The 23,934-nt window shown below is 62.1% G+C and carries 24 protein-coding genes; 12 read left to right on the top strand and 12 right to left on the bottom strand.

The annotated features are described in order from the left end of the window. The first annotated feature begins 118 nt into the window (after positions 1-118). Positions 119-1,840, top strand: coding sequence for a sensor domain-containing diguanylate cyclase (locus ABIE40_RS05120; protein WP_354540970.1), 1,722 nt, complete (start codon positions 119-121; stop codon positions 1,838-1,840). Positions 1,841-1,859: 19 nt separating this feature from the next. On the opposite strand, the gene ABIE40_RS05125 is transcribed toward ABIE40_RS05120, so the two are convergent. Next, on the bottom strand, positions 1,860-3,527 hold the full coding sequence (locus tag ABIE40_RS05125; protein WP_199626489.1) for a P-loop NTPase fold protein: 1,668 nt from the start codon (positions 3,525-3,527) through the stop codon (positions 1,860-1,862). Positions 3,528-3,924: 397 nt separating this feature from the next. Between ABIE40_RS05125 and ABIE40_RS05130 the strand changes: the two genes are divergently transcribed. Together ABIE40_RS05130 and ABIE40_RS05135 are read left to right on the top strand one after the other, a co-directional pair. After that, complete coding sequence (locus ABIE40_RS05130) at positions 3,925-4,254, top strand: hypothetical protein (RefSeq protein ID WP_199626490.1); 330 nt, start codon at positions 3,925-3,927, stop codon at positions 4,252-4,254. 214 nt (positions 4,255-4,468) lie between these two features. Then, entirely contained in the window at positions 4,469-4,756 is a 288-nt protein-coding gene (locus tag ABIE40_RS05135; RefSeq protein WP_112719148.1) for a hypothetical protein, read from the top strand. Positions 4,757-4,829: 73 nt separating this feature from the next. On the opposite strand, the gene ABIE40_RS05140 is transcribed toward ABIE40_RS05135, so the two are convergent. Further along, positions 4,830-5,558 (bottom strand): SDR family oxidoreductase, encoded by a 729-nt coding sequence (locus tag ABIE40_RS05140; RefSeq protein WP_199626491.1) that lies wholly within the window; start codon positions 5,556-5,558, stop codon positions 4,830-4,832. Positions 5,559-5,706: 148 nt separating this feature from the next. On the opposite strand from ABIE40_RS05140, the gene ABIE40_RS05145 reads away from it, so the two are divergent. Further along, positions 5,707-6,618 carry an AraC family transcriptional regulator gene (locus ABIE40_RS05145; RefSeq protein WP_210341031.1) on the top strand — a complete coding sequence of 304 codons (912 nt, stop codon included), beginning with the start codon at positions 5,707-5,709 and terminating at the stop codon, positions 6,616-6,618. A 4-nt stretch (positions 6,619-6,622) separates the two neighbouring features. Here ABIE40_RS05145 and ABIE40_RS05150 read toward each other — a convergent pair whose 3' ends face one another. Together ABIE40_RS05150 and ABIE40_RS05155 are read right to left on the bottom strand one after the other, a co-directional pair. After that, positions 6,623-7,045, bottom strand: coding sequence for a SufE family protein (locus tag ABIE40_RS05150; RefSeq protein WP_199626492.1), 423 nt, complete (start codon positions 7,043-7,045; stop codon positions 6,623-6,625). A 209-nt stretch (positions 7,046-7,254) separates the two neighbouring features. Then, entirely contained in the window at positions 7,255-7,770 is a 516-nt protein-coding gene (locus tag ABIE40_RS05155; RefSeq protein ID WP_199626493.1) for a DUF5330 domain-containing protein, read from the bottom strand. A gap of 452 nt (positions 7,771-8,222) precedes the next feature. On the opposite strand from ABIE40_RS05155, the gene ABIE40_RS05160 reads away from it, so the two are divergent. The 4 genes from ABIE40_RS05160 to ABIE40_RS05175 all read left to right on the top strand — a co-directional run bounded on the left by ABIE40_RS05160 (position 8,223) and on the right by ABIE40_RS05175 (position 13,414). Beyond that, positions 8,223-9,764, top strand: coding sequence for a sensor histidine kinase (locus ABIE40_RS05160; protein ID WP_199626494.1), 1,542 nt, complete (start codon positions 8,223-8,225; stop codon positions 9,762-9,764). Next, positions 9,736-10,668, top strand: a complete 933-nt coding sequence (locus tag ABIE40_RS05165; protein WP_199626495.1) for a peptidoglycan-binding domain-containing protein — start codon at positions 9,736-9,738, stop codon at positions 10,666-10,668. Before ABIE40_RS05160 ends, ABIE40_RS05165 begins: the two co-directional genes overlap by 29 nt. 476 nt (positions 10,669-11,144) lie before the next feature. After that, positions 11,145-11,906: a hypothetical protein gene (locus ABIE40_RS05170; protein ID WP_112719142.1), complete on the top strand. Its 762-nt coding sequence runs from the start codon at positions 11,145-11,147 to the stop codon at positions 11,904-11,906. Positions 11,907-12,301: 395 nt separating this feature from the next. After that, positions 12,302-13,414 carry a porin gene (locus tag ABIE40_RS05175; protein WP_199626496.1) on the top strand — a complete coding sequence of 371 codons (1,113 nt, stop codon included), beginning with the start codon at positions 12,302-12,304 and terminating at the stop codon, positions 13,412-13,414. A gap of 128 nt (positions 13,415-13,542) precedes the next feature. On the opposite strand, the gene ABIE40_RS05180 is transcribed toward ABIE40_RS05175, so the two are convergent. After that, on the bottom strand, positions 13,543-14,172 hold the full coding sequence (locus ABIE40_RS05180) for a TetR/AcrR family transcriptional regulator (RefSeq protein WP_162708747.1): 630 nt from the start codon (positions 14,170-14,172) through the stop codon (positions 13,543-13,545). A gap of 242 nt (positions 14,173-14,414) precedes the next feature. Between ABIE40_RS05180 and ABIE40_RS05185 the strand changes: the two genes are divergently transcribed. After that, on the top strand, positions 14,415-15,851 hold the full coding sequence (locus tag ABIE40_RS05185; RefSeq protein WP_199626497.1) for a methyl-accepting chemotaxis protein: 1,437 nt from the start codon (positions 14,415-14,417) through the stop codon (positions 15,849-15,851). Positions 15,852-15,884: 33 nt separating this feature from the next. After that, positions 15,885-16,241: a DUF1491 family protein gene (locus ABIE40_RS05190; RefSeq protein ID WP_112719138.1), complete on the top strand. Its 357-nt coding sequence runs from the start codon at positions 15,885-15,887 to the stop codon at positions 16,239-16,241. 6 nt (positions 16,242-16,247) lie between these two features. Here the strand turns inward: ABIE40_RS05190 and ABIE40_RS05195 are convergent, their stop codons facing one another. After that, a complete protein-coding gene (locus ABIE40_RS05195) occupies positions 16,248-17,318 on the bottom strand; it encodes a DUF2336 domain-containing protein (protein WP_199626498.1) in 1,071 nt (356 codons plus the stop codon). Between the two features lie 243 nt (positions 17,319-17,561). Continuing rightward, positions 17,562-17,768, bottom strand: a complete 207-nt coding sequence (locus tag ABIE40_RS05200; protein ID WP_112719136.1) for a hypothetical protein — start codon at positions 17,766-17,768, stop codon at positions 17,562-17,564. Positions 17,769-18,279: 511 nt separating this feature from the next. On the opposite strand from ABIE40_RS05200, the gene ABIE40_RS05205 reads away from it, so the two are divergent. Beyond that, positions 18,280-18,450: a hypothetical protein gene (locus ABIE40_RS05205; RefSeq protein WP_165402615.1), complete on the top strand. Its 171-nt coding sequence runs from the start codon at positions 18,280-18,282 to the stop codon at positions 18,448-18,450. A 3-nt stretch (positions 18,451-18,453) separates the two neighbouring features. On the opposite strand, the gene ABIE40_RS05210 is transcribed toward ABIE40_RS05205, so the two are convergent. Both ABIE40_RS05210 and ABIE40_RS05215 read right to left on the bottom strand, forming a co-directional pair. Continuing rightward, on the bottom strand, positions 18,454-19,005 hold the full coding sequence (locus ABIE40_RS05210; protein WP_112719135.1) for a DUF1254 domain-containing protein: 552 nt from the start codon (positions 19,003-19,005) through the stop codon (positions 18,454-18,456). After that, positions 18,998-19,585, bottom strand: coding sequence for a DUF1214 domain-containing protein (locus ABIE40_RS05215; RefSeq protein WP_112719134.1), 588 nt, complete (start codon positions 19,583-19,585; stop codon positions 18,998-19,000). The genes ABIE40_RS05210 and ABIE40_RS05215 overlap by 8 nt, the downstream gene beginning before the upstream one ends. Before the next feature lie 357 nt (positions 19,586-19,942). Between ABIE40_RS05215 and lpxK the strand changes: the two genes are divergently transcribed. After that, complete coding sequence (lpxK, locus tag ABIE40_RS05220; RefSeq protein WP_199626499.1) at positions 19,943-20,983, top strand: tetraacyldisaccharide 4'-kinase; 1,041 nt, start codon at positions 19,943-19,945, stop codon at positions 20,981-20,983. Here the strand turns inward: lpxK and ABIE40_RS05225 are convergent. The 3 genes from ABIE40_RS05225 to mutL all read right to left on the bottom strand — a co-directional run bounded on the left by ABIE40_RS05225 (position 20,978) and on the right by mutL (position 23,808). After that, complete coding sequence (locus ABIE40_RS05225) at positions 20,978-21,661, bottom strand: GNAT family N-acetyltransferase (protein ID WP_199626500.1); 684 nt, start codon at positions 21,659-21,661, stop codon at positions 20,978-20,980. The genes lpxK and ABIE40_RS05225 overlap by 6 nt on opposite strands. 9 nt (positions 21,662-21,670) lie before the next feature. Then, on the bottom strand, positions 21,671-21,901 hold the full coding sequence (locus ABIE40_RS05230; RefSeq protein WP_112719132.1) for a DUF2093 domain-containing protein: 231 nt from the start codon (positions 21,899-21,901) through the stop codon (positions 21,671-21,673). A gap of 80 nt (positions 21,902-21,981) precedes the next feature. Further along, positions 21,982-23,808, bottom strand: a complete 1,827-nt coding sequence (gene mutL, locus ABIE40_RS05235; protein WP_199626501.1) for a DNA mismatch repair endonuclease MutL — start codon at positions 23,806-23,808, stop codon at positions 21,982-21,984. Positions 23,809-23,934: the final 126 nt, after the last annotated feature.

Genomic DNA, 23,934 nt, shown 5'->3' on the forward strand with positions numbered 1-23,934 from the left:
CGGCGATCCCTGCGAGGCCATTTGCCGCCCCTGCGGCGCTGCCGCATGACACGGGCAGGGGCAGCTTCTTGGGGCGACGATTAACGGCATCAAAAGCTTTTTGCCGTAAGGGAAAGCCATGATTACGAGTGGACTTCGAAACCTGCTTTCGCTGGCCGTTCTGCTTCTGATGATGCTGCTGCCCTTCGCCGCCGCATCGGCTGGCGAAGCGGAGCCATCAGGGATTCCAAGCTCCTGCTGGGCCCCCGCCAGCCTCTCGGAAGACATCGCCACTGTGGCCGCCGACGAGAAGCGATGGTCCTGCGATACCCGCGAATTCTCGATCGATGCCGAGCGCGTCCTGCTGCGCTTCGATATCGCCTCCGGCGAGCCGCTTCCCCGCTATTTCCTCTCGCGCCGCGCAGCACTCGACGCCGTCCATCTCCTCGCGATCGACCGCGATGGCGCGATCCGTCAGGATACCATCGCCGCCGCCGCCCTCCGGAGTTCCATGGCCGGCGGCTATTTCAAGGCGCACCTGCCTGAGGTCACGTCCGAGACCCGGCAGATCGTCGCCGCCATCGACCTGCCGAGCCACAAGATGACGCTGGAGCGCGCCTATCTCGCCCCGGTCGATGCCGCCGGCGATGTCAGCGACATGCGCTTCGCGCTGCTTCTCGCGGGGCTCGCCGGCATGCTGGTCATGCCGCTGATCTTCAACGCCGCCTTCTACCGGGCGCTGCGCGAGACCTTCGTTCTCTGGCACACGGCCCTCACCTTCTCGCTGCTGGCGACCATTCTGGTCACCTCCGGTCTCTCGGTCCTCCTCTTCGATCCGCCGGCGATGACGCTCAGCTGGATGACGACGGTGATCTTCGGCATGACGGTCGCCTCAGGCGCAATGTTCACCTACAGCTTCGTCGAGCCCGGCCTCATGCATCCGCTGCTGAGGCGCGTGCTGCCCTGGTGCGCCGCCTGGGCGATCTTCCTGAGCGTCTTTCACGCGGCCTTCCCCTTCGTCGCCCGCCCCATCCAGTCCAGCGCCTATACGGCCGCCTTCGCTCCTGTCCTTGCCATCTTCATGCTGTCGATGATCGATGCCTGGCGCCGCGGAAGCCGCGCTGCGCGCTACCAGGCGATCGGCTACGCGCCGATGGTCGCGGTCGGCCTGATCCGCCTGGTAACCGGCCTCGTTCCCTGGCTGCACAGCACCGATGCGACGCTGCTCTTCTATGCCGGCTGCGTCTGCGAAGTCGTCTTCACCACGCTCGGCGTTGCCGAACGCTTCGTCACCATGAAGCGCGAGCGCGACCGCGCCCGCAACGAAGCCGAGCTGCTCGAACGCCTCTCCGAGACCGATGCGCTCACCGCCCTCCTGAACCGCCGCGCCATCGAGCGCCAGTTCGAGCAGCTGCGCGCCGAAGGCTTTTGCGCACTTGCCGTCATCGATATCGATCATTTCAAGGCGATCAACGACGTCAACGGCCACAGCATCGGCGACGAGGTGCTGAAAGCCGTTGCCCGCGCCCTCCAGCCCGGCCAGCACGCCCGCGCCTACCGCCTCGGCGGCGAAGAATTCGTCCTCCTGCTGCGCGGCGAGGACGCCGAAACGCAGGCCGAACTGCGCCGCCAGGCCATCCCCGCCATCGTCGCCCACACCGTCCCCGGCCTCGGCCGCCCGGTCACCGCCAGCATGGGCCTCACCACGCTCGCCGGCTGCGAGGACTTCGCGGCGATCTACGAGCGTGCGGACAAGCTGCTCTACGAAGCCAAGAGCGCCGGGCGCAACCGCACGCGTGGCGGGTGCGTGGGGGTGGTTGTGGGGCAGGGGTTTGCGACGGAGCGGGTGATGCGTGCGTGAGGGGGATGGTTCCGCATGACTATTCCTGAAGTTGTACGCCTCGCATGGATACCCGGTGACGGTTCAGCTCGGAATCTGCGGCGACCTTCCTCATGGCGTCGTGATACCGTCTGATAACCTCCGTCATGTCTGCAGATGGATTGGCGATACGCGAGTAGGAGTGCAAGCTGCGTAATATCGCGGCTAGCTTGTCGCCTTCATAGGTGCGGAGAATACGTTCGTATTGTTCAACTGGAAACTCGATAAGGTCGGCAACAACCTGTTGGTCATAGAGATCATGCGGTGAAAAGAGGATATCCTCTATCGCCCTCCTCGGTCGTCGGTCTTTCCGCGCTTTGGCTAAGCGATCGGCAATTTCCGGATCAAGCGTCCCGTCATGGATGTAGATTCGCTCGGGGTTCATGGCTTCCGGATCATTGCTGTGCGCGGCAACAAAAGCGTCGATCATTGGAGCGATCTTGTCCGCCAGGGAGAGGTCGCGTAGCAGCTTGGCTACTCCATGCATGTTTTCTGCCGACAAGAACTCCGCCTCACGAATGAAAGACTCAACAATCTCGGTTACGACTTCCATGCCGTTCCTGAAGGAATAGTGGTAGGCCTGCCATGCTTTGCGATGGCGTTCCACTGCTTTGCCTTTCAAAACTCGCTTGTGGAATTCCGAGGCATGTGCGTCAATTACATCCTGTGTGAAATAGCCATTGGCTATGCCGCGATATAGTTCCATGTCCAGATCATCAAGATGGCTGAACCCGAATTTGCTTAAGAGCGCATCGTGGGTCTCTTCTGCCGCTGTCAGTTTCTGATCGTCGCGGCCCCACATTCGGCTGCTGAAGCCTTTTAGGAATTCTATCGAAGGTGCGCTGGACGGCTGATGGTGTACCCAACCCATAACGACCATCATCGCTGTTATAGCTTCTACAGTCTCTTTCGAAAAAGCCGTTAGCAGCGGCAGTAGTTGTTGGACGGCGCCATAGATCTTTGCGATAACGCGGATGTTGTCGATATCAAGCTGAATGCATCGTTGCTTAACAATGCTAGCGATATCGTCAGTTTGTGTAATGGCGATGTCCGCGCTCTCTTCCGCCGTTGGTGCGAACAATAGGTTTCGGTCCACGACTTTTTCAAGATAAGCGGCAAACTGGATCTTATCTGCCCCTTTCAAAGCTTCGTCGTTGAGAAGAATGACGATCTTGCAGCCGCGCTCTTCTTTCAAATTAGAGATATAGCCGAGCACATCGCTACTACTCAGCCTTTCACCTTTCCGTTCAAGGTCGTCGATGCAAACGATCTCTTTGCTGATAAGCAGGCCCAGAGCTGATACGACCGCTTCGGAGCGGCTTCCCAAGATTCCGGAGATTAGCCCGAGAAATCCCTTCTTCGCGGCTGTGTCGACGGTTGAAACTATGTTTCCAGCAGTCTCCATGCTCGGGACGTCACCGATCTGTGCTCTCGTCACCGTGCTTTGGAGGATTTGCGATTTGAGCTCTGTTATCGAGTTGACCCCAAAAAGGGACACATAAGCATAGCTGTTCAGCGCAACGCCGCCGCTTACGCTACGCTGCGCCTTAGCTATGGTCTTCCAACTATAGGTTTTGCCTGTACCCCAATGCCCCCTAATGCAGAGAACTTCAGCTTTGGGCGTAGCCAGAAATTCCCTGATTGCAGTTTGGACACTTGCAACGGACATTTTTCACCATGCGGCTGGAAAGGACACTAGTGACTGTTCTACCAAAAAGTGTTTGGAAGGCCGAGAGCCGCACGATCGTTATTTGATGTAGAAGCAAGTGCTCGATCGATGGCCATACAGAAATTTATATGGCACGCCATATGGTTCGCGCCGAATCTTGGCAGAGCGCTCACCAATCGTGAGCCCACCGCTAATCGTCCACTCTACCAGGCATTATGGTTGAAACACCCCGCCGTCGGCCCGTCTTCGCCGGAGGTCGCCAGCCTCACCGCCACTTCGGCGGCTCGCTCTACCGTCAAGTATCCGCTGCCGTTCAGGCTCGGCGCCGTTCGCTGATAGGTTCTGATTTTCGTGTATGATCGACCATGGCATCGTGTTCTTGCATAGGAGGCGCCTTATGAGGGGACGCAATATCGGAGAAGAACTTGTGGCTTTTCGCGCCAAGAGAAGAATTTTGGAGAAGGTGTATAACCTATCGGCCGCTGTGGTTTTGGCAGTTGTTCTATCGTTTCACATCCTCACCCATCTTCTAGGTGTGTATGACAAGCAGATTGAGACGTATTTTGTTATGGCATCTTTCATCGCTTGGCTGCTGTTCGGCTGGGGTCTTGATTTTAAGGCCAAAGCCCAGTCATGCCCTTATTGTGGGGAACCCGCGGGCATCAAGCTCGTCTGGCCGCGCAACTTTATCTGCAAACGCTGTTGGCATGATCTGAAGATGAGGTGAGTTGTCGGGAACGCGCTTCATCGCAGCCACCGGAACAAGCGCCGCAGCCCCAAAATCAAACAGTTTTCCCCAATTCCACCAACAGCTTAAACCCATCCTTATCCAAGATTATCCAAATCACAGGATGTAGCGCCTGATGCCGCTGCAATCCGGAACGTACGCCAGGTTGTGGATTTTGTCCTCAGAGGGGTAACAACCTCGAAAGGAAGAGATCATGACAATGCGTTACACGCTCTGCATCCTGCCTTTCGTCGTCATCGCAAGCGGTTGCGTGGCGACGGATCAGAACAGGCACCGTGGGTGTGACGGCAATCGCTTCGTCACATCGGAACAGCATCGCAATCATCGTACTCAAGGTTGCCAGGCCGGCGGCTTCTTCAGCGATTCCCGCACCGACCAGGGAAGCGACAGGAAGGGCGGCCCGTCGCCTCGCACGGCACCGGCTGCCGTTGCTCCGCCGCCGCCACCGCCCCCGCCGCCGCTCGACGTTTCCGTTCTTTGAGACATGCCGGCGCCGAGCCTGTCCACCGCCCCGTCAGGGGCGGTGTCCTTGCAGAAAGTCAGCCGCTGGCTGCCTACCAGGGCAACACCCCATTGTGGTTGAAATACCCCGCCGTCGGCCCGTCTTCGCCGAGAGTGGCGAGCTTGACCGCCACTTCGGCGGCCTGTTCCACCGTGCGGTAGCCGCTATTGCCGTTCATCTCGGTCGCGGTATAGCCGGGGTCGGCGGCGTTGACCTTGATGCCGAAGGGTTCGGCGGCCTTGGCGATCGAGACGGTGGCGGCGTTCAGCGCCGATTTCGAGCTGTTATAGCCGAGCGCGTTGATGGCGTAGAACTCGTTGCCGGGGTCCAGCAGCGATTGAATGGAGCCGAGCTCGCTGCTCATCATCACGATCCGCCCGGCCTTCGAGCCCTTGAGGAGCGGCATGAAGGCCTGGGTCACGCGGATCGGGCCGAAGACATTCACTTCGTAGACCTTCTTGGTGATCTCGATCGGCTCTTCCAGCGGCGAGATGCCGAAGCCCTCGGCAATCCCGGCATTGTTGACGAGCACGTCGAGCGTGCCGGTCTGTGCGGCAAGCTTTTCGGCGGCCGAGATTGTGCTCTCGTCGTCGGTGACGTCGAGTTCCAGCCAGTGGGCGTCGAGGCCCTGCGCCCTGAGTTTGGCGGCGGCCGCTTCGCCGCGGCCCCGGTCGCGGGCGCCGAGAAAGACGCGGTATCCTTCCGCCGCCAGCCGCCGGGCGATTTCGAAACCGATGCCCTTGTTGGCGCCGGTTACCACTGCAGTCTTCGTATGTGTCATGGTCTCACTCCGTTTGTGGAGCAACAGAGATCGTGTCGATCGCCCCTCCGGCGTGAGCCCTAAAGTCCGGGCTTCTTGCCTATTCCTCCTGACGTTTGATGCGCGCCCGGTGCGCGCCTTGTCTTGCGTCCGGCCGCCATGTCACCATATGTCCATTATGGATGTGATGGACGAATTGCGCGACCGCGCGCTGAAACACGCAGACGGCCGCCTGACGCAGACGCCGGTGCCGCGGGTGACGATCACCCGGGATTCGGCGCGTACGCCGATGATTGCAGGCATCTACGAGCCGATGCTCTGCCTCGTGCTGCAGGGTTCGAAATGCGCCATCATCGGCGACAGGGCGCTGCATTATGACCGGGCCAGCTATTTCGTCGCCAGCATCGAGGTACCCGGCGCCTGCCAGATCGTCGAGGCCGCGCCGGATCATCCCTATTTGGCGCTGGCGCTGACGCTGGATATCGCCGTGGTCAGCGACATCATCCTGACCATGCCCGATCTGCCGCCGCCTGCCGATGGCCCGGGTTTCGGCATCAGCCCGGTGACGCCGGAACTCGCCGATGCCTGGCTGCGGCTGGTGAAGCTGTTCGACAAGCCGGCCGACATCCCGGTCATGGCACCGATGCTGGAGCGCGAGATCATCTACCGGCTCTTGCAGGGGCCGCATGGCCCGGCGCTGCGCCAGCTCGTCGTCAGCGACAGCCGCCTCTGCCAGATCCGCCGCGCCATTGGCCATATCCGCGAGAATTTCGACAAGACGATCACCGTGGAAATGCTCGCCTGCATCGCCGGCATGAGCCCGTCGGTCTTCCACAAGCACTTCAAGGACGTGACGGCGATGAGCCCGATCCAGTACCAGAAGAAGCTGAGGCTCCACGAAGCCCGCCGCCGCCTGCTCGCCGAGCCCGGCGATACGGCCCGCGTGGCATTCTCGGTGGGCTACGAAAGCGCCACCCAGTTCAGCCGCGAATACACCCGCCAGTTCGGCCAGTCGCCGGCCCGCGATGCGGGGCGGCTGCGGGGGCGCCGGCAGGAAGCGAGCGAACTGCTCGAAGGCTGACGCTTCAAGCCGCAGCCCGCAGGCGTGCCTCTTCCCTGATCCTGTTGACCATCGAGCGCAGGCCGTTGGAGCGTTGCGCCGAAAGGTTCTCGACGAGACCGATCTTCGAGAACGTCTCGAAGGCGTCGAGTGCGGTGATTTCGGAGGCGGTCTTGCCGGAATAGGTGGCGAGCACGATGGCGACGAGGCCGCGCACGATATGGGCGTCGGAATCGCCTTCGAAGGTCATCACCGGATTGTCGGGGTTGCCATCGGTATGGGTCACCAGCCACACCTGGCTGGCGCAGCCCATCACCTTGTTCTCCGAGGTCTTCTTGTCGTCTGCAAGATCGGGCAGCGCCTTGCCGAGTTCGATGACATAGCGGTAGCGGTCTTCCCAGTCGTCGAGGAAGGAGAAGTCGTCGATGATTTCGTCAAGCGATGCCATGGGAGCGCGGGCCTTTCCGTGATGCCCTCCATATAGGTGAAGTGGCCGCCGTTTTGAACCATTAAAAAAGAAAACGCCGTGAAGGATGGGCATCCTCACGGCGCAGCAAAATGCTGAAATAAACAGGGCAGGCACGTCAGGCACGGGGCGTTCCCTCAAGGGAAGACCGGTGTGCAAGCTTGGTTGCGGGCCGGAGCCCGCGGAATTGGTCAGGAAACCGGGCGCGGCTTCGGGGTCGGGATGACGGCCGGAACGGTTCCGGTGACGACCGCGTCGGAGGCGGCCGCATCATCGACCGGCGGGCGGTACGGCATCGGCTGGTTCAGCGCGGCGGTCTTTTCTTCCTTCGCGGAAGGGGCGAGCGCTGCGGCAGGCGCCAGGGTGGCGAGCGGGGCGACGGCCTTTGCCGCTTCGGCGATCTTGGCGGAAGGCTTGTCCTTCTCGTCGCCGGAAAGCTGGCTGTCGATCAGCTGGTAAGCGACGCGGGCGCCTTCGCGGGCCCGGTAGCCGAGCGCGGTCAGCGTTTCGCCGCCCTTGCTGCAGACTTCCGGCTTCTCGCCGCACATGCCGGTTATATAGTCATAGGCGCCGCTGACGGCGGTGAAGGCGTCGGAGAATTGGACCTGGGGGTCGTTGGCGAGGCGCGTCGAGCTTTCCGAGCTGAAAAGCGGCAAGAGCACCAGCACAAGTCCGAACCAGAAGCTTCCTTTGATCAGTAGTCTCATTGTCGTTGCCCATCCTGTTTTCCCGTCCGGTCTTGTTGCCGAATCAGGGTCCGTTTCCGGTGTGCTTTCACCCTAGCGCGGAAGTGCGAATGCCACTTTTCGAAACTCCGTGGCATTTGCGGCAAATTTAATTCGAATTTTAAATAAAGGCCGTTGGACCGTATTTCAGTCAAATTGTAGCCATCGGCGTTAAGCATGGCGGAACCTGCCGCCTGTAATTGCAGGGAATCTCAATGGCGGCCTCGCCGCAAAAGTTAACGCGAAGCTGAAATGCGAGCGAAATCCATCGCTTACCCCCTATTAACCACAAAAAACAAAGGAGCTTCCGGATGGTCCAAAATGGGACTTTTGCCGCCTTCCGGCTGTGGAGGCGGCCTTTGCCTTATCCTTTCTTTAAGCGGCCAGGGCCTATTGTCCGGTCTTGTTAAAGAGCCTTTTCGGGCGGGTATTGCGTGCGAGTATTGAGTGACATCGGCAACCGGGCAGCAGCCCTCGTGGACCGGGCGGCGGCAAGCTGGCTTTCCCGCACGGGAAGCGGCGAGGCCGTGGCCGAACGCGAACTTGCCATCCTTCGCCGCCTCGCTCTCCTGTCTTCGGGCGCACTGATTGCAGCGCCTGCCGGCCTCTCCTTTATAACCAGCCCTGCTGTGGCGCTGCCTGCCGGCGTCGCCACCGTCTGCGCCGCCTTCCTGTTTTCGGCCGTCGGCAGCATCGCTCTGTCGCGCCAGACGCAGGCGACGGTTTCGGTTGCCTCGCAGCCCGCTGAAGACTTCTTCCTGGAAAACAGCGCCGGCCTCGTGCTCTTCCTCGATGCGCAGGGCAACGTCACCGCGTCCGGCGGCCGCGATATCAGCGACTATCTCGCCTGGATGCGCGAGCCGAAGGGCCGCGGCTTCATCGAGCAGGTGCATGTCTCCGACCGCATCCTCTTCCTGCAGGCGCTCGATCAGCTGCGCCAGGGCGATGAGTCCGTCAGCGTCGATCTCAGGCTCGACCGTCCCGGCGTCTCGCGGGATCTGCGCCAGTTTGCCTATCTCCGCATGGATATGACCGCGCGCCGCGATGGCGAGGGTCAGCTTGCGGCCGTCATTGCCCAGCTGCGCGACGTCTCGGTCGAGCAGCAGCTGCGCATGGATGCGCAGAGCCGTGCAGCCGATGCCGAATCTGCCAATGATGCCAAGTCCCGCTTCCTCGCTGCCGTCAGCCACGAGCTGCGCACGCCGCTGAATGCCATCCTCGGCTTCTCGGATATCCTGCTCGGCGAGTATTTCGGCAAGTTCGAGAACGAGCGCCAGCGCGAATATGTCGGTCTGGTGCGTGATTCCGGCGCCCATCTGCTGTCGGTCGTCAACACCATGCTCGACATGAGCAAGATCGAGGCCGGGCGCTACGAGCTGCTGCTCGAGCCCTTCGATATCGGCGCCTCGATCCGCTCCTGCGAGGCGATGCTGGCGCTGCAGGCGAAGAGCAAGGGCGTGACGCTGACGAGCCGCATCCAGCGCGATCTCGACGAGGTCGTTGCCGATCAGCGCGCTATCCAGCAGATCCTCATCAATCTCGTCGGCAATGCCGTGAAGTTCACGGAGCAGGGCGGGGCGGTCACCGTCGATGCGTCCGTCCGCGGCGGCATCCTGCAGCTCAGCGTCAGCGATACCGGCATCGGCATTCCGACGGACAAGCTCGCCATGCTCGGCCAGCCCTTCATGCAGATCCAGAACGATTATACCCGCCAATATGAAGGCACGGGCCTCGGCCTGTCGCTGGTCAAGGGGCTGGTGGCGCTGCATGGCGGCCACTTTGCGCTGGCCAGCGCGCCGGGCGAGGGCACCATTATCACCATATCGATCGCGGCGGATGGTTCCGGCGCCTATGCCGCGGATGCGGCACGGGAGACGGCCGTCGAGTTTCCGCCGCGCCTGAAGACTGCGGCAGCACCGGCTGCCGGTTTGGAAGAGGGGCTGTTCGATGGCCGCGCGCAAGCGAAAATCGCCTAAGGGGAAGAGGGGCCGGCAGCAGCCGGGTCTGCTTCTCACGGGGGCAGCCGCCTTGGGCGGCGTAGGCATGACGGGCGCTTCGATGCTCGGCGGCGTCGTTGCGCGCAATCCGTCGGTCGCGGGCGGCACCGTCGCCTTCGTCGTCATCTTCTCCTTCGTTGCCGCCAATGCGCTCTGGTATCAGCCGGGCAACCACCCACATCCCTTCTTCCGCACCCGCGATCTGACCTCGCCCTTCTCGATCGGCCGTCCGTCGATAGAGGAGCCGCATCCGGGCGACGTCACCACCTTCAAGATCGAGCGCCCGGGCGAAGAGGGCGATGCCTCGACAACCAACGCCACGCCGCCCGCCAATGCGGCCACCGGCCAACAGCCGAATCAGCTGGTCATGGATATCCAGAAGGAGCTGATCCGTCGCGGCCTCTATAACGGCACCGCAGACGGCGTCATCGGCCCGCGCACCAGCGCCGCCATCCTGTTCTTCGAGGAAACCGTCGGCATGCCGCAGAGCGGCGACGCGACGCCGGATGTGCTGGCCGCCCTGAAGACCGATTCCGTCGGCCCCTCGACCATCCCCGCTGAAAAGCCGCGCGAGGACGTCACCTCCCAGGCCTCGGCGGAAGACCCGGTCGCGGCCGCAATCCGCAGCGCCGAAAAGCAGGTGAAGACCGCACCCGCCGCCCCCAAGCAGGTCACCTCCGGCGAGCTCACCAGCGTCGACCTGGTCCTGAAGATCCAGAAGGGCCTCGCCAACATGGCCTACGCCAATGTCGGCGTCGACGGCGTCGCCGGCGAACAGACCCGTGCCGCCATCCGCCACTTCCAGAAGCACTATAACCTGCCTGAAAATGGCGAGCCGAACGAGGCTGTGCTGAAGAAACTCAAGGAAATCGGCGCGATTTAGCGCTGAGTCGGAATTCTCTCTAGGATTGCATTAACAGCTGCATGGCACGCCTTTGGCGGTGTTCGCGCTCGCGTTTTGGTACATATGCGTTCCGCAAATAATGACAGATTGTCGCAGATGACTTGCGCGGGCAGGCGGCGGCAATACTTCGCAAATGGATGATATGACTGTCTAAAGCGCTGTAAACGCGGGAAAAGCTGAAAAAGCTTTGCAATCAGCCGTTTCAGACTGCGCCCTCTATTAGGGATCCGTGTATTACGCTCACAAAAATATGATATAAGTACTGGGTGAGCTTGGTGCTATTCATCCAAGTGCGACCGGGGGGCCAGTGAGGAGCATAACACTGTGACCTATATGTCACTTTCCCGCACCTGAAAGACGCCACGCGGATGGTTTCTTTCTCTCGTCGCCACGCAGCGGGCCATCAGCCGAGTTCCTCGAACGGAACGAAGCCATTGCCCGCCAGGATCAATCAAATGTTGCGTGAACCTTCTTACGGTGGCCTGGCCGAGCAGGATGGCGCTGAGCGCGCCATGTATCGCTCGATCGCTTCGTTGACCGATCTCAATAATCCCCGGCTCTACAAGGCCCTGCACGATCATTTTGCGGCGGTCTATCCCGTATCTGCCAAAACAGGCGCATCCGAGTTTCATCTCGGCGGCGGCCAGACGTTCCGCCTGCACCGCGGGCTGAACGACTTGAGCTTCGAGATCACCTATTCGGATATTTCGCGTTTTGCGGCGGTCACCCGTTCGCTCAACTCGCGGACGAAGAAATATGCGAAGGACGGTCTGCAGTGGAGCACGTCGCGCGTCGCATCACCCCGTCAGCTGCTGGCACTCCCTCGGCCGCTCGACGAGCCGCGGGCGCCGGAAGACGTGCTGATGTCGATCTTCCATCTCGATCTCAACGATTCGGCCGAGACCGAGCGTCGAATCACGACCTGCATTGCAGCGCTCTATCCGTCCGGCCCGCGGCTCGGTGGCGGCCAGCAGAGCAATGATGCACAGGCGACGATGTCGAACCTCGCCGACTGGCTCTCTTTCCAGGACGTCCGCCAGATCCTCCAGGTGGACGATGCCGGCCATGCGGCGACCATGCTGATCTCGATGATGTTCGGCGGCTTCGCATCGCGCATGAGCGCCGGTGAAGGCCTGCCGGATCGCGCTTCTCTCATTGGATATATGAAGAGCTGCATCCAGCTCTTCGTGCGCGGCTGCCGCCGCCACGATGCCTGATATGTCGGATCCGGCCGCCATCGTGCGGCCGGCTCGCTGCCATCATCCGGCCCGCATTGCGATGCGCCGGAATTCCTACTTCACTCCGTAAAGCCGTGCCGCTAGCGCTTTGCTTTCCTTAATTTTTTCTTAACGTGCTCGCGAGGTTATACACAGAAGAGCCGCCCCGGATGGCCACAATGTGGTAAAAATACAACGAGAAAAACTTCCGGCATAATTTTGGTACGAATACGTTTATTAAATAATTGACGACTCCGGGGCCTCCTGTTCATATCCAGCCCGTGACCGAAGCAAATGTTCGGAAACGCATGGCGGACTGAAATTTCAGGGGACCGCATCCATCGCGCTAAGCAAAGAGCCAACCTTGGGGTTGGCCTCTGGAACGGAGACAGAAAATGAACATCAAGAGCCTCCTTCTCGGCTCCGCTGCTGCCCTCGCAGTAGTATCCGGTGCACAGGCTGCCGACGCTATCGTCGCCGCCGAACCGGAAGCAGTAGAATACGTCAAGGTTTGCGACGCCTACGGCACTGGCTACTTCTACATCCCGGGCACGGAAACCTGCCTCAAGATCGGCGGCTACCTCCGCTTCGACGTCGGCTTCGGCGCTGGCGATCCTTACGACGGCAACAATCAGGACGACTGGGCTGCCCACACCCGTTCGCACGTAACCTTCACCGCTAAGAGCGATACCGAATACGGCACGCTCACCAGCGGTATCGTCCTCGAAACCAACTACCGCGGCACCAGCACCGGCGGCAGCGATGCAGTCAGCCCGACGGTTGGCAACTCCACGACCCTCGGCGGCGCTGGCAACGGCACGGCAATCGACGAAGCGTTCATCAGCATTGCTGGTGTAACGGTTGGTAAGTTCGCTAACTGGTGGGATAACGACTTCTCCGGCGAAACGGACGTCCTCGCTACCCTCCATGGCACGACCAAGCCGAACGCAATCCGTTATCAGTACGACGGCGGCAGCTTCTACGCTGGTATCGCAGCTGAAGAACTCGTTCAGACCGACGCTCCTCCGTCCGGCAACGGCGGCAGCGACGCTGGTATCGACGGTGCAGTTGGCGGCAAGTTCGACGCCTTCACCTGGGAAGTTCTCGGTTCTTATGACACGCAGGCCCAGGAAGGCGCAGTTCGCGTCAAGCTCGGCGCCGACGTTGGTCCGGGTACGTTTGAAATCGCTGGCATCTACTCCAGCGGCTACAACAACTACTACGACGCTGGTAAGTGGTCTGTTGCTGCTCAGTACGCCCTCAAGGCAACTGACAAGCTGACCATCACCCCCGGCGCTCAGTACATCGACGACATCCAGACGGGTGGCGCTCTCGGCGACAGCTTCGACGGTGGCCATGAATGGCGCGCTGGTCTGACGCTCAACTACAAGATCGTTGAGAACCTCTCGACCGAGCTGACGGCAACTTACGTCAACGACAAGTTCGACGACGGCCGTCCGGATGCAAGCTACACGGAAGGCTTCTTCCGTCTGCAGCGTGACTTCTAATCATACGCTGACAACCGATTAGATTGACCTCCAAATCGGTTTCGAAAGGAGAGCCCGGGTTCCCAACCGGGCTCTTCTTGTTTTTGCTGGATGAGTTGCCGTCGAGGGCAGGGGCCGCAGCGGCCGCCTTACGGCAGCAGGCCGTTGGCGAAGATCTTCAGGCTGGAGCGCAGATAGGCCTTGGTGCGCTTGGCGCGCACGTCGAGATCGGCGCCCGTCCGGTCGATGCTGAGGCTGCCGAAGACGATGCCGATCAGCATCGTGGCCGCCGCATCCGCATCGATGGCGATGATCTTGCCGCTTTCGCTCAGCGTCCGCAGCCAGCTTGCAAGCTCGGCGCGCGCCGCATCGAAATCCTGCCGCAGCTGCGGCACATATTCGGTCGCTTCCCAGGCAACTTCGATCAGGAAATACTGGCGCATGTTGGCCGGGCTCGGCGCATCGTCGGCGTCGACATAGAAGACCTGACCGAGGAGCACATCGAGAGCGGCGTCGGCCTCAGGGAAGTGGAAGATCGAACCGCTGCGCGCCTTGATCGCCGCAGACAGCAGGTCGCCCTTGGCCTCGTAGAAATCATAGAAGGTGCGCTTCGAGATACCACAGCGGGCGGCGATGATATCGACCGTCGTATTGGCATAGCCGAGTTCGATGAAGACGTCGGTACCGGACTCGATGATATCAGCCTGGCGCTGATCCAGGTCTATGCTCTTCGGGCGTCCGCGCGGGCGCTTCAGTTTTTCTTCGGTGTTCGAGCTCACAATTCCCCTGCGCGCACATCTGTTATTTTTATCCCTGCGGCACTGATACATGAAGAGGCCCGGCGGGTACAGCGCCTCAATGTCGCGAACATGTTACAGCCTCACGACATGCTGGCGGAAAAATATCGCAGGCCTGAATGTCTGATACCGCCGCCTACAACCTAAGTCTAAGCCCCCGGAATTTTTGCAACTTGTTAACCATAATGCCTGACGCTCCGCTAATGTACCGGGGGAGCTTTGTCATGCAGGCAATGAGGGCGGTCGATGTATCTGAAGAGGGGAATGCGCAGCCGGAGGACCCGGCGTTGCGGCATATCCTGTCGAAGCTGGCCGAGGAGGCGTCGACGCTCGGCATCGACCTCGTCGATATCGCCGGTGCCATCCAGGACATGGCGGCGATGTCCGCCCGCCATGCCAATGCCTTCGACGACGTGACGCGCACGGCGCTTTCGATTGCCGAAACCAACCGGGCGGTTGCCGTGTCGCTGCGCGAGACAGACCAGACCGCCGCCGATGCCCGCCACATGCTGAAGGAATCTGCCGGGCGGCTCTCGGGGTCGGTTGAGGAGATCGGCCATATGCTGCGCTCCTCCGAGGAGATCAGCGCCGAGATCAGCACGTTTGCCCGCTCGCTCTCCGATGTCGATACCGTCGCCGGCGAGATCGGCACCATCGCCCGCCAGACCAACCTGCTTGCCCTCAATGCGGCGATCGAGGCGGCGCGCGCCGGTGAGGCAGGCAAGGGCTTTGCCGTCGTCGCCTCCGAGATCCGCGCCCTCTCGCTGCAGACCTCCAAGGCGACCGGCCTGATCCAGGAAACGCTCGATCAGCTGCGCGCCAAGATCGGCAGGCTCTCGGCCGCCGGCAGCGGCGCCCGTGATAGTGCCGCCAGCGTCAAGGAGAAGTCGCAGGCCATGCACGGCGCCTTCCACAGCATGGAGCAGGTGATCACCCAGATCCTCGACAGCTCCTCGGTCATGGCGAACACGACGGAAGCGGTCGATCGCCAATGCGCCGGCTTCGTCGCCGCGCTCGGCGAAATGTCGGCCGAGGTGCTGGAATCGAACGGCAAGCTGCAGCATGCCGCCAAGCGCGTCGATAGCGTCGTCGGCCTGTCGGAAAAGCTGGTGCAGCTGACGGCGAGCGCCGGTGTCGAAACCGCCGACAGCCGCTGGATCGCCCGCGCCCAATCGGTCGCCGCCGACATCTCGGCCGCCTTCGAGCGGGCGCTGTCATCCGGCCAGATCCGCCTGGAAGCGCTCTTCGACCGAAACTATCGGCCGATCCCCGGGACCGATCCGGTGCAGCTGATGGCAGGTTTTACCGAGCTCACCGACCGTCTTCTGCCGCCGATCCAGGAGCCGGTCTCCAGCTCCGACGAGCGCATCGCCTTCTGCGCCGCGATCGACGAGAACGGCTACCTGCCGACCCATAATCGCAAGTTCTCCGAGCCGCAGCGCCCCGGCGACACCGCCTGGAACACCGCCAACTGCCGCAACCGCCGCATCTTCAACGATCGCGTCGGCCTCTCGGCAGGCAGAAGCACCGCACCCTTCCTGGTCCAGACCTACCGTCGCGACATGGGCGGCGGCAATTTCGTGATGATGAAGGACATCTCCGCCCCGATCACCGTCCGCGGACGGCATTGGGGCGGGCTGCGGCTGGCGGTCAAGGTCTAGCGTAACCGCCGCCTGTTGCCCTATACGAAGCATATGAGACTCCGCACCGACATCTTCGTTTCCGCCCTGCTGCGCCGGGTCTTCGCCATGGGCGATTTCGCCGCCGTGGAGAAGAAAGGCGCGGAAGAGGCGGGCGCGGTCTTCATCCGCCAGCATTTCCGCGACGGGCTGGAGACGCTCTATGGCCCGGCGCCGCAGAGTTTCTTCGATGAGGAGGAGAGTGCCGGACGGCTGTTCGAGATCCGCCTCGACCGGCAGGAGCCGGATGCCGTGCGCGAATTGCTGGAGCGCGAGCGCAGGTTCGATCCCGATCTGTGGATCGTCGAGCTCGAAACGGCAGATGCGGCATCGCTGCTGCCGCTGGCGGTAGAAAAGAAGAACCCGCTCTGAAAGAGATCAGCGGCGGCCGACGGTCTTCAGGTCGCGGGCCGGCGGTATCAGGCGTGCCGTGCGGGAGATCGCGCCGGCGGCGGCAGGCGCGGCAGGGTTTTCGCCTTCTTCCGGCTTGTAGGTATAGCTGTCGGCGCGCCGCCAGGCTTCCACCCGCTCATGGCATTCTTCCGGATCGAGCGCATCGAGCACCATCCAGGCGCGGGTCACGCTGTGCTGCGGTTCGGCGAGATGCGGATAGAGCTTTTCCAGGACGAAGACGGCATCGAGAAAGCCCATGCCGAGGCTGACGAGCGTGGTGGCCAGCTGCTGGCCGGAGAGATCGAGCATGATGCGCTCGGCAAGCCAGCGGCTGGCGGAGAGCGCATCGGCAAGCGTGCTGGCAAAGTGACTCGCCTCGCGCGAGCGGGCAAAGCGCACCAGCAGCGCTTCCTGGATGTCGGAGATCGTCCTCAGGCCCAGCCGGTCGTCGTCATCGCGGCCGAGATGATTGGCGAGACCGCGGATCTTCTGGCGCATCGCCTCTTCATTGGCGAGACGCTCGGCAAAGTCAGGATCGACGGCCGGCGGTTCGGTTGCGACGGGCGCAAAGACCGGCGCCGGTGCCGCGGCCAGCTGTTCCTCGATGGCCGGAAGCGGCAGGTCGGCGGGCGAGGGGCGGGCGGTCGCCTGGCGCAGCGCCACGAGCGCATCGATCACTTTCGGCGAAAGATTGTCGCGGCTGACGATGGCGCGGATATGGGCGGTGCCCTGCGTGCGGGCGATCATGATCAGCGTATCGTCGCTGACCGCCTGCGAAGCCGTCAGAAACGGTGCGGCAACGGCGATCGGCAGGTTGCCGATGAAGAGAGCCACGGCCTGCGGAATGACCGGGCATTGCGAGAGGGCGGCGACGGCCTGGCGGCGGGCTTCGTCGGAAGAGGCTTGGAACAGCGGGGTAAAGAGCTCGGCGAACTGGCGCAGCTCGGATCGCGTCGGATGCGCCAATCCCTCGAAGCTGCTCACGGTTGCCATCAACACCACGTCCTTCTTGCGGCTGGCCATAGGCCCTTCTAGGTCTCTAAACCGGTCACGCACAAAGAATACCCCGGAAACGCCGATACTGAGGGATCGAATGTGCCGGCTGGACGGAGGCCGGGCTCAGACGAATATGAACAAATCCTACACTGGCAGGGTTAATGCTTGCTGAAGATTTTAATCAAATGCGCAGCAATGATACACGCAGAACGTGTTCAGCTGTGGATGGCGCACAAAAAGAAAGCGCCCCGCAGATACGAGGCGCCACCGTCTTTCCGGATCGCTCCGGCCTGGAGATGAATGTCAGAGTCCCTTGTGGGCACGCAGAGCCAAAAGCAGCTTTTCGCCGTCGTTATGGCCGGCCTGATAGAGGTCGAGCGCAGCCGAAGCTGCAAACTGGGCCTCGGGGCTTTTGATATCCAGACGCTTTTCCGAGCACCACGCATCGAGCGCGCCGCGCAGCACATCCAGGTCTTCAGGAGAGAATGTCGGGTTCATGAATAAAGACATTTTCTGCCCTCCGTATCTACGGCAAGAGCATGGGTTGTCTCTCAAGCGGTCATCGCCATAAAACTTTTGACCGATGCGCCGACCATACGCCTATTCACCTGAACTGCAATTGATATTTCGGTGACGCAAATCGGCAACACATCCTTATGACGTAAAGGTGATCGGCTGTACTTGGTCAAGCCTATGAATTCATAAGTCTTTCCTAATTAAATCTGACTTATTGCCGATTGAAACTAAAAGCCAGCTCGCAGCGTTTATTGAACAGCCCTACAACAGGGATGAAATATTAGGAGACTGTTAACTATCGTATGTCTCAATTCGGACAGGAACGGCGCGGTTCGATGCTTCGGCCGTAAAGATTCCACATCACGGTATTCAAACAGGTGCCGTGAGAAAGGCGCGAATGACCTCGGTTCCGGTTTCCGGCATTGCAGGACGCGCTGGCCCGCACAGGCGGGCAGGGTGAAATCCGCTTTGCTTCATCCGTCTCGGGCAGTGCATGGAGACGAGAATGGCCACTATAGTCGCATTGGCTGACAGGCGCTCGCAACAGCCGCGCCGAAAAGACCGGGAGCCCGTCGAGGCTCAGATATTGCTGTTCACCGGCGTTCGCTACGAGCGTCTCGTGGAGAGCCCGAAGCGCCGCGCCCCGTCGCGCGCATCGCGTGTAAAGACCAAGTAGGCGTCAGTTGTCCGAACCGTAGGTCTCGCAGCCTGCCTCGGTGAGAAAATTCTTGGCTGCGTCATCGAAGCTCGCCTGCGGCGCAAGAGTGCGCAGCACCGCATAGCCCTCATTATGCGTCATCTCCACCAGGATGGTCTGCTGCAGATCCTGCGGCAGTGATTTGCGCAGCTCCGTCAGCTTGATCGGGCTTGCCGCCAGCACATCGAGCGCCCCACCCACCGACGTCCTGTCATTCATGCTGAACACCTCGTTCGAGGCGCCGTCATAAACGGCGATCGACCAGAAGGGCACGCTGCCCTTGGCGGTGAAGCGTACAGGGCCATCCTCGAGATCGAAGGAGCAGACCGCGGTGCGCACGAAGGGATCGCTGTTGGAAAGCCCGGCATCGTCGTAGTTCGACGACAGCAGATAGAAATTGTTCGGATCGCCCTCGGCAATCACCCGCGTCTCGGCATCCTTGCCGGTGAAATGCGGCAGCGCCAGAATGATGATCAGGTGCAGCAGGGCGGCGCCGAACAGGCCGGTAATGATGGCAAAGACGATCCTAAGCATTGCCGCACCCGGTCTTCTCGAGCTTCGGCATGGAAAGATCGATAACCCCGGAACTGCCCGCCGTCGGCGTATCGAACAGCGTCAGCACCAGCCGGAACGTGCCCGCGGCCGGCAGCGCCAGCCAGTTGCCCGGCCGGGCATTGGCCGAAACGTCGATCACGAAGCTGCTGTCGGGCTGGCGCAGCACCGTCCAGGAATTCAGCGCGCCGGGCAGGCCGGGACGCACGGAAGCCGGATTGCCGCCATTGTCGGACGTATAGAGCGTCCACAACCGCGCCGCCGGCGTCTGCCCGCTGATCCGGTAGCTGCAGCCCGCATTCAGCCGCTCGCCGCCATCATCGACGCTCGCCGTAAAGGTCAGCCCCTCGGCACTGCCGTAAAGCAGCTTGCCCGCCCGCGCCCGGTGCGATTTCGCATAAGGATCGGCATCGGCCGTCTGCAACTCCGGAAACGCCTCCCAGGCGCCAAGCTTGATGGCGCCAAACCCCTGCGTCACATCGAGCGCATACCGCGAAACCATGATCCCGCCGCCGAAAGCGACGATCAGCGTGATCGCGATAAATAGCGGAAATCGAAACACTGCATGCCCTTGAGATCAAATCAGGTGAAAGGGTTAGCACTGATTCTGGCGGGGTGGAATGGTGGTGTGCTTTTTGCCGTCCGGGTAGAGGCTCTCCGCCGCGCGTCCGTGCCGTGAATGACTCCTTTGAACGGGCTGGGTAAGCGTCTCTTACCGCCGTGTTCTCTGGCAAGCGCCCATACTCGCGACGTCCCGCGCCCCAATCGCCAATGCGACGAACCGCCGCCACCGTCCACCCGCCCCACCCATCAAAATCCGGCAAAGGCTTGCTTTTTCTTCGGTTTTGCCCTCTCTTTGCCGCCAATTGAAGGGGATTTCCGGGCGGGATGCGCCGGAGGAGCGCAGGACAGGCAGATCATGGTATCCGAAGCGCCGCCGTTCTGGTGGACGAAAGCCGATTGGCGGGCCTGGACGCTGTCGCCCTTTTCGCTGATCTACGGACAGGTCGCCGGTTATCGCATGAAGCATGCGCGCCGTGCCTCGGTGCCCATTCCCGTCATCTGCATCGGCAATTTCACCGTCGGCGGTGCCGGCAAGACGCCGACGGCGCTGGCGATCGCCAAGGCGGCCAAGGCAAAGGGACTGAAGCCCGGATTTCTGAGCCGCGGCTATGGCGGCTCGCTCGATGTGACGACGGTCGTCGACCCCGCCCATCACCGCGCCATGGCCGTCGGCGACGAGCCGCTGCTGCTCGCCCGCGAGGCGCTGACGGTGATTTCCCGCCGCCGGGTCGAAGGCGCCGAGCGTCTCGTCAAGGAAGGCGCCGACCTGATCATCATGGATGACGGCTTCCAGAGCGCCAGACTGGCGCTCGACTATGCGTTGCTGGTCATCGATACGACACGCGGCCTCGGCAATGGCCATACGGTACCGGGCGGCCCGGTGCGCGCGCCGATCCCGGTGCAGATGCGTTATGCGACGGCACTCCTGAAGGTCGGCAACGGCAATGCCGCCGATGCCATCGTCCGCATGGCCGCCCGCGCCGCAAAACCCTATTTCACGGCGTCGCTGAAGACGGTCGGCATGAACGAGCTTTCCGGCCGCCGCGTGCTCGCCTTTGCCGGTATCGCCGATCCCACAAAGTTCTTCCGCACGGTGGAATCGCTCGGCGCCGAGATCGCCGCCACCCGCTCCTTCGGGGACCACGAGCATCTGAGCGACGACGAGATCGCCGATCTCATTGCCGTTGCCGAACGCGAAGAGCTGCAGATCGTCACCACCTCGAAAGACTTCGTCCGCCTTGCCGGCCATCACGGCCGGGCGCAGGAGCTTGCGGAAAAGTCGAAGGTGATCGAAGTGGAAATGGCCTTCGAGGACCCGCAGGCACCTGGCCTGATCATCGACCGGGCGATCGAGGCCTGCCGTGCCCGCCGGTTGAAAGAGCAGTCCGGCCTATAGCGCCAGCCGTTTGCGGATATCGGCAAGCCCGGATGCCGCGCGGCCATCGGCGTCGAAATTGCCATCGTCGAGCCAGGCTTCCACAGCGGCCCGGTGCGCCGGCCATTCGTCTTTCAGGATACTGTGCCAGGCGACATCGCGCTGATAGCCCTTGGCGATCGCAGCATTGCGCCAGATGCCCTCGAACACGAAGCCATAGCGCAGCGCCGCCTTGCGCGACGCTTCGTTGAGCGCGGCGCAGCGCCAGACGAGCCGCTCATAGCCGAGATCGTCAAAGGCGTGGCGCATCAGGAGAAAGATCGCCTCGGTCGCAGCGCGCGTGCGCTGCAGCTCCGGTGAAAACCAGATGCTGCCGATCTCGATCGAGGAATCCGCCGGAGAGACATCGCAGAGCGACAGCCATCCCGCAGGCTTTCCGGCGCCGAGCGGTTCGACGGCCCAGAACGGCTGGTCGGCCCGCCCGGCGAGGTCCGCGACGAAGACGGCGAACAGGCCGGGGCTCTCGAATGGACCATAGCGCAGATAGCCGAAGCTATCGGGGGAGGCGGCGGCAAGCGGCCAGAGCGGCTCGGCATGCGCCGGTGTCAGTGGATCAAGCCTGACCGAACGCCCGCGATGGACGATCCGTTCGGGAAAGGGGCGTGGCGAATGGATGATCGGCCGGCCGAAGTCACGCATCAGGGAAAGTCAGCGCTTCTGCACCGGCAGCACGCCTGCGCGCTTGTCGGCCTCGAAGGAGGCGATGACGTCGGCATAGGGTTCCTGACGGGCGACGCTCCAGTAGCGCAGCTCGTCGAGCGGGATATGCTTGCCGGTCATGGCGCAGACGACGTAGGAGCCCGGCGACAGGATCTGGAAATCGGCGTCGAGATAGCGGATTTTCGCCTCGCGGTTTCCGTGACCTTCAAACAAGTTCATCCTGCTCCATTCCTGCGGCTCTGATCGTCCTGCCATAGCGCGCGGCACGGGCGATTGCCAGTATTTTCGGCTTGCTGCCGTCAGCTCCGGCCGAACAGCCGCTCGATGTCGGAAAGCTTGAGCTCGATATAGGTCGGCCGGCCGTGATTGCACTGGCCCGAACCCGGCGTCACTTCCATCTGTCTCAAAAGCGCGTTCATCTCCTCCGGCCGCATGCGCCGGCCGGAGCGCACCGAGCCGTGGCAGGCCATGGTCGCCGCCACATATTCGAGCTTCTGCGATAGGCCCGACGCCGTATCCCATTCGGCGATCTCGTCGGCGAGCTGGCGGATCAGGCCGTTGGCATCGACTTCGCCGAGCATCGCCGGCGTTTCGCGCACCGCAATGGCGCCCGGCCCGAAGCGCTCGATCGCCAGCCCGAGCTCGCCGAGCCCTTCGGCATGCACCATCAGCCGGTCGCAATCCTCTTCCGGCAGATCGACGATCTCCGGGATCAGAAGCACCTGCGAGGGCAGGCGCTTGGAATGCAGCGCCTTGCGCATTTCTTCGAAGACCAGCCGCTCATGCGCCGCATGCTGGTCGACGATGACAAGACCGTCCTCGGTCTGCGCCACGATGTAGTTCTCGTGCAGCTGGGCGCGCGCGGCCCCCAGCGGAAAGCGCTGCGGCGCCTCTTCGCGTGGCGCAGCGGCCGGCTGCTGCCAGCTCTGCGGTTGCGGTTCGGAACGCGCCGTCGGCGTCACCAGCCCGTCGAAGGATGCCTGCGGCCGCTCGGAAAAGCCTGAATTGGCGGCCTGATAGGGGCGGGACGGCGAGGTCTCCGGCGACCAGGGCGCCTGCGCCGGGCGCGGATAGGCATTCGGCTGGAAACCGGGGCGGAAGGAGCGCAGCATGCCGTCGGCACCCGTCGTCGCGGCACGGCTGCCGTCGCGGGCGAGCGCTTCGCGCACCGCGCCGATGATCAGCCCGCGGATCAGCCCGGGATCGCGGAAGCGCACATCGGATTTCGCCGGATGCACGTTGACGTCGACAAGCGCCGGATCGAGTTTGAAGGAGAGCACCGCGACCGGATAGCGTCCGGCCGGGATCGTCTCGGCATAGGCGCCGCGGATCGCCGAGAGGATCAGCTTGTCCTGCACCGGGCGGCCGTTGACGAAGGCATATTGGTGGCCGGAATTGCCGCGGTTGAAGGTCGGCACCCCGGCATAGCCCGTCAGGCTCACATCCTCGCGCTCTGCATCGATCTCGATCGCATTGTCGCGGAAATCCTTGCCGAGGATCTGCGCCATGCGCGCCAGATGGTCGTCGCCGGTCGCCGGAAATTCCAGCGTGCTGCGGTCGGTGCCGGAGAGCACGAAGCGCACGCCCGGAAAGGCGATCGCCATGCGCTTGACGATTTCGGTGATTGCCGCCGCTTCCGCCTTCTCGGTCTTCAGGAATTTCAGCCGCGCCGGGGTGGCGAAGAACAGGTCGCGCACCTCGACGATCGTTCCGGGGTTCAGGGCCGATGGCCTCAGATGCAGGAACTTGCCGCCGGAGACGGCGATCTCGCTGCCGCCGGCGCTATCCTTGCGGCGGCTCGAAATGCTGAGCTTGGCGACCGAACCGATCGAGGGCAAGGCCTCGCCGCGAAAACCGAGCGTGCGGATATCGTCGAGCGTTTCTGAAATTTTCGAGGTGCAGTGACGTTTTACCGCAAGCTCGAGATCGGCGGCATCCATGCCCGAGCCGTTGTCGCTGACGCGCAGTAGACCCTTGCCGCCGCCCGATGTGGCGATCTCGATGCGCGTCGCGCCCGCGTCCAGGGCGTTTTCGATCAGCTCTTTCGCCGCACTCGCCGGGCGTTCGATGACTTCGCCGGCGGCGATCTGGTTGATGAGCGTTTCTGAGAGCTGTCTGATGGCCATGCGCCATTTTCGTGGATTCGCAGGCCCGATGGAAGGGTGAAAAAGCCGGTCTCCAAAGCCGCGTCTCAGACCCCAAGATTTGGGTAGATTAATGTTAAGCGACCGTTAGGAGAAAGCTGGCATTTT

It is taken from the genome of Rhizobium sp. OAE497, assembly GCF_040546565.1.
Taxonomy (GTDB): Bacteria; Pseudomonadota; Alphaproteobacteria; order Rhizobiales; family Rhizobiaceae; genus Rhizobium.

What these genes read in the sequence shown, in the direction of transcription:
- ABIE40_RS05120 (WP_354540970.1), top strand. Translation starts at nt 119, where the DNA reads ATGATTACGAGTGGACTTCGAAACCTGCTTTCGCTGGCCGTTCTGCTT.
- ABIE40_RS05125 (WP_199626489.1), bottom strand. Translation starts at nt 3,527, where the DNA reads ATGTCCGTTGCAAGTGTCCAAACTGCAATCAGGGAATTTCTGGCTACG.
- ABIE40_RS05130 (WP_199626490.1), top strand. Translation starts at nt 3,925, where the DNA reads ATGAGGGGACGCAATATCGGAGAAGAACTTGTGGCTTTTCGCGCCAAG.
- ABIE40_RS05135 (WP_112719148.1), top strand. Translation starts at nt 4,469, where the DNA reads ATGACAATGCGTTACACGCTCTGCATCCTGCCTTTCGTCGTCATCGCA.
- ABIE40_RS05140 (WP_199626491.1), bottom strand. Translation starts at nt 5,558, where the DNA reads ATGACACATACGAAGACTGCAGTGGTAACCGGCGCCAACAAGGGCATC.
- ABIE40_RS05145 (WP_210341031.1), top strand. Translation starts at nt 5,707, where the DNA reads ATGTCCATTATGGATGTGATGGACGAATTGCGCGACCGCGCGCTGAAA.
- ABIE40_RS05150 (WP_199626492.1), bottom strand. Translation starts at nt 7,045, where the DNA reads ATGGCATCGCTTGACGAAATCATCGACGACTTCTCCTTCCTCGACGAC.
- ABIE40_RS05155 (WP_199626493.1), bottom strand. Translation starts at nt 7,770, where the DNA reads ATGAGACTACTGATCAAAGGAAGCTTCTGGTTCGGACTTGTGCTGGTG.
- ABIE40_RS05165 (WP_199626495.1), top strand. Translation starts at nt 9,736, where the DNA reads ATGGCCGCGCGCAAGCGAAAATCGCCTAAGGGGAAGAGGGGCCGGCAG.
- ABIE40_RS05170 (WP_112719142.1), top strand. Translation starts at nt 11,145, where the DNA reads ATGTTGCGTGAACCTTCTTACGGTGGCCTGGCCGAGCAGGATGGCGCT.
- ABIE40_RS05175 (WP_199626496.1), top strand. Translation starts at nt 12,302, where the DNA reads ATGAACATCAAGAGCCTCCTTCTCGGCTCCGCTGCTGCCCTCGCAGTA.
- ABIE40_RS05185 (WP_199626497.1), top strand. Translation starts at nt 14,415, where the DNA reads ATGCAGGCAATGAGGGCGGTCGATGTATCTGAAGAGGGGAATGCGCAG.
- ABIE40_RS05190 (WP_112719138.1), top strand. Translation starts at nt 15,885, where the DNA reads ATGAGACTCCGCACCGACATCTTCGTTTCCGCCCTGCTGCGCCGGGTC.
- ABIE40_RS05200 (WP_112719136.1), bottom strand. Translation starts at nt 17,768, where the DNA reads ATGTCTTTATTCATGAACCCGACATTCTCTCCTGAAGACCTGGATGTG.
- ABIE40_RS05205 (WP_165402615.1), top strand. Translation starts at nt 18,280, where the DNA reads ATGGCCACTATAGTCGCATTGGCTGACAGGCGCTCGCAACAGCCGCGC.
- ABIE40_RS05210 (WP_112719135.1), bottom strand. Translation starts at nt 19,005, where the DNA reads ATGCTTAGGATCGTCTTTGCCATCATTACCGGCCTGTTCGGCGCCGCC.
- lpxK (WP_199626499.1), top strand. Translation starts at nt 19,943, where the DNA reads ATGGTATCCGAAGCGCCGCCGTTCTGGTGGACGAAAGCCGATTGGCGG.
- ABIE40_RS05225 (WP_199626500.1), bottom strand. Translation starts at nt 21,661, where the DNA reads ATGCGTGACTTCGGCCGGCCGATCATCCATTCGCCACGCCCCTTTCCC.
- ABIE40_RS05230 (WP_112719132.1), bottom strand. Translation starts at nt 21,901, where the DNA reads ATGAACTTGTTTGAAGGTCACGGAAACCGCGAGGCGAAAATCCGCTAT.
- mutL (WP_199626501.1), bottom strand. Translation starts at nt 23,808, where the DNA reads ATGGCCATCAGACAGCTCTCAGAAACGCTCATCAACCAGATCGCCGCC.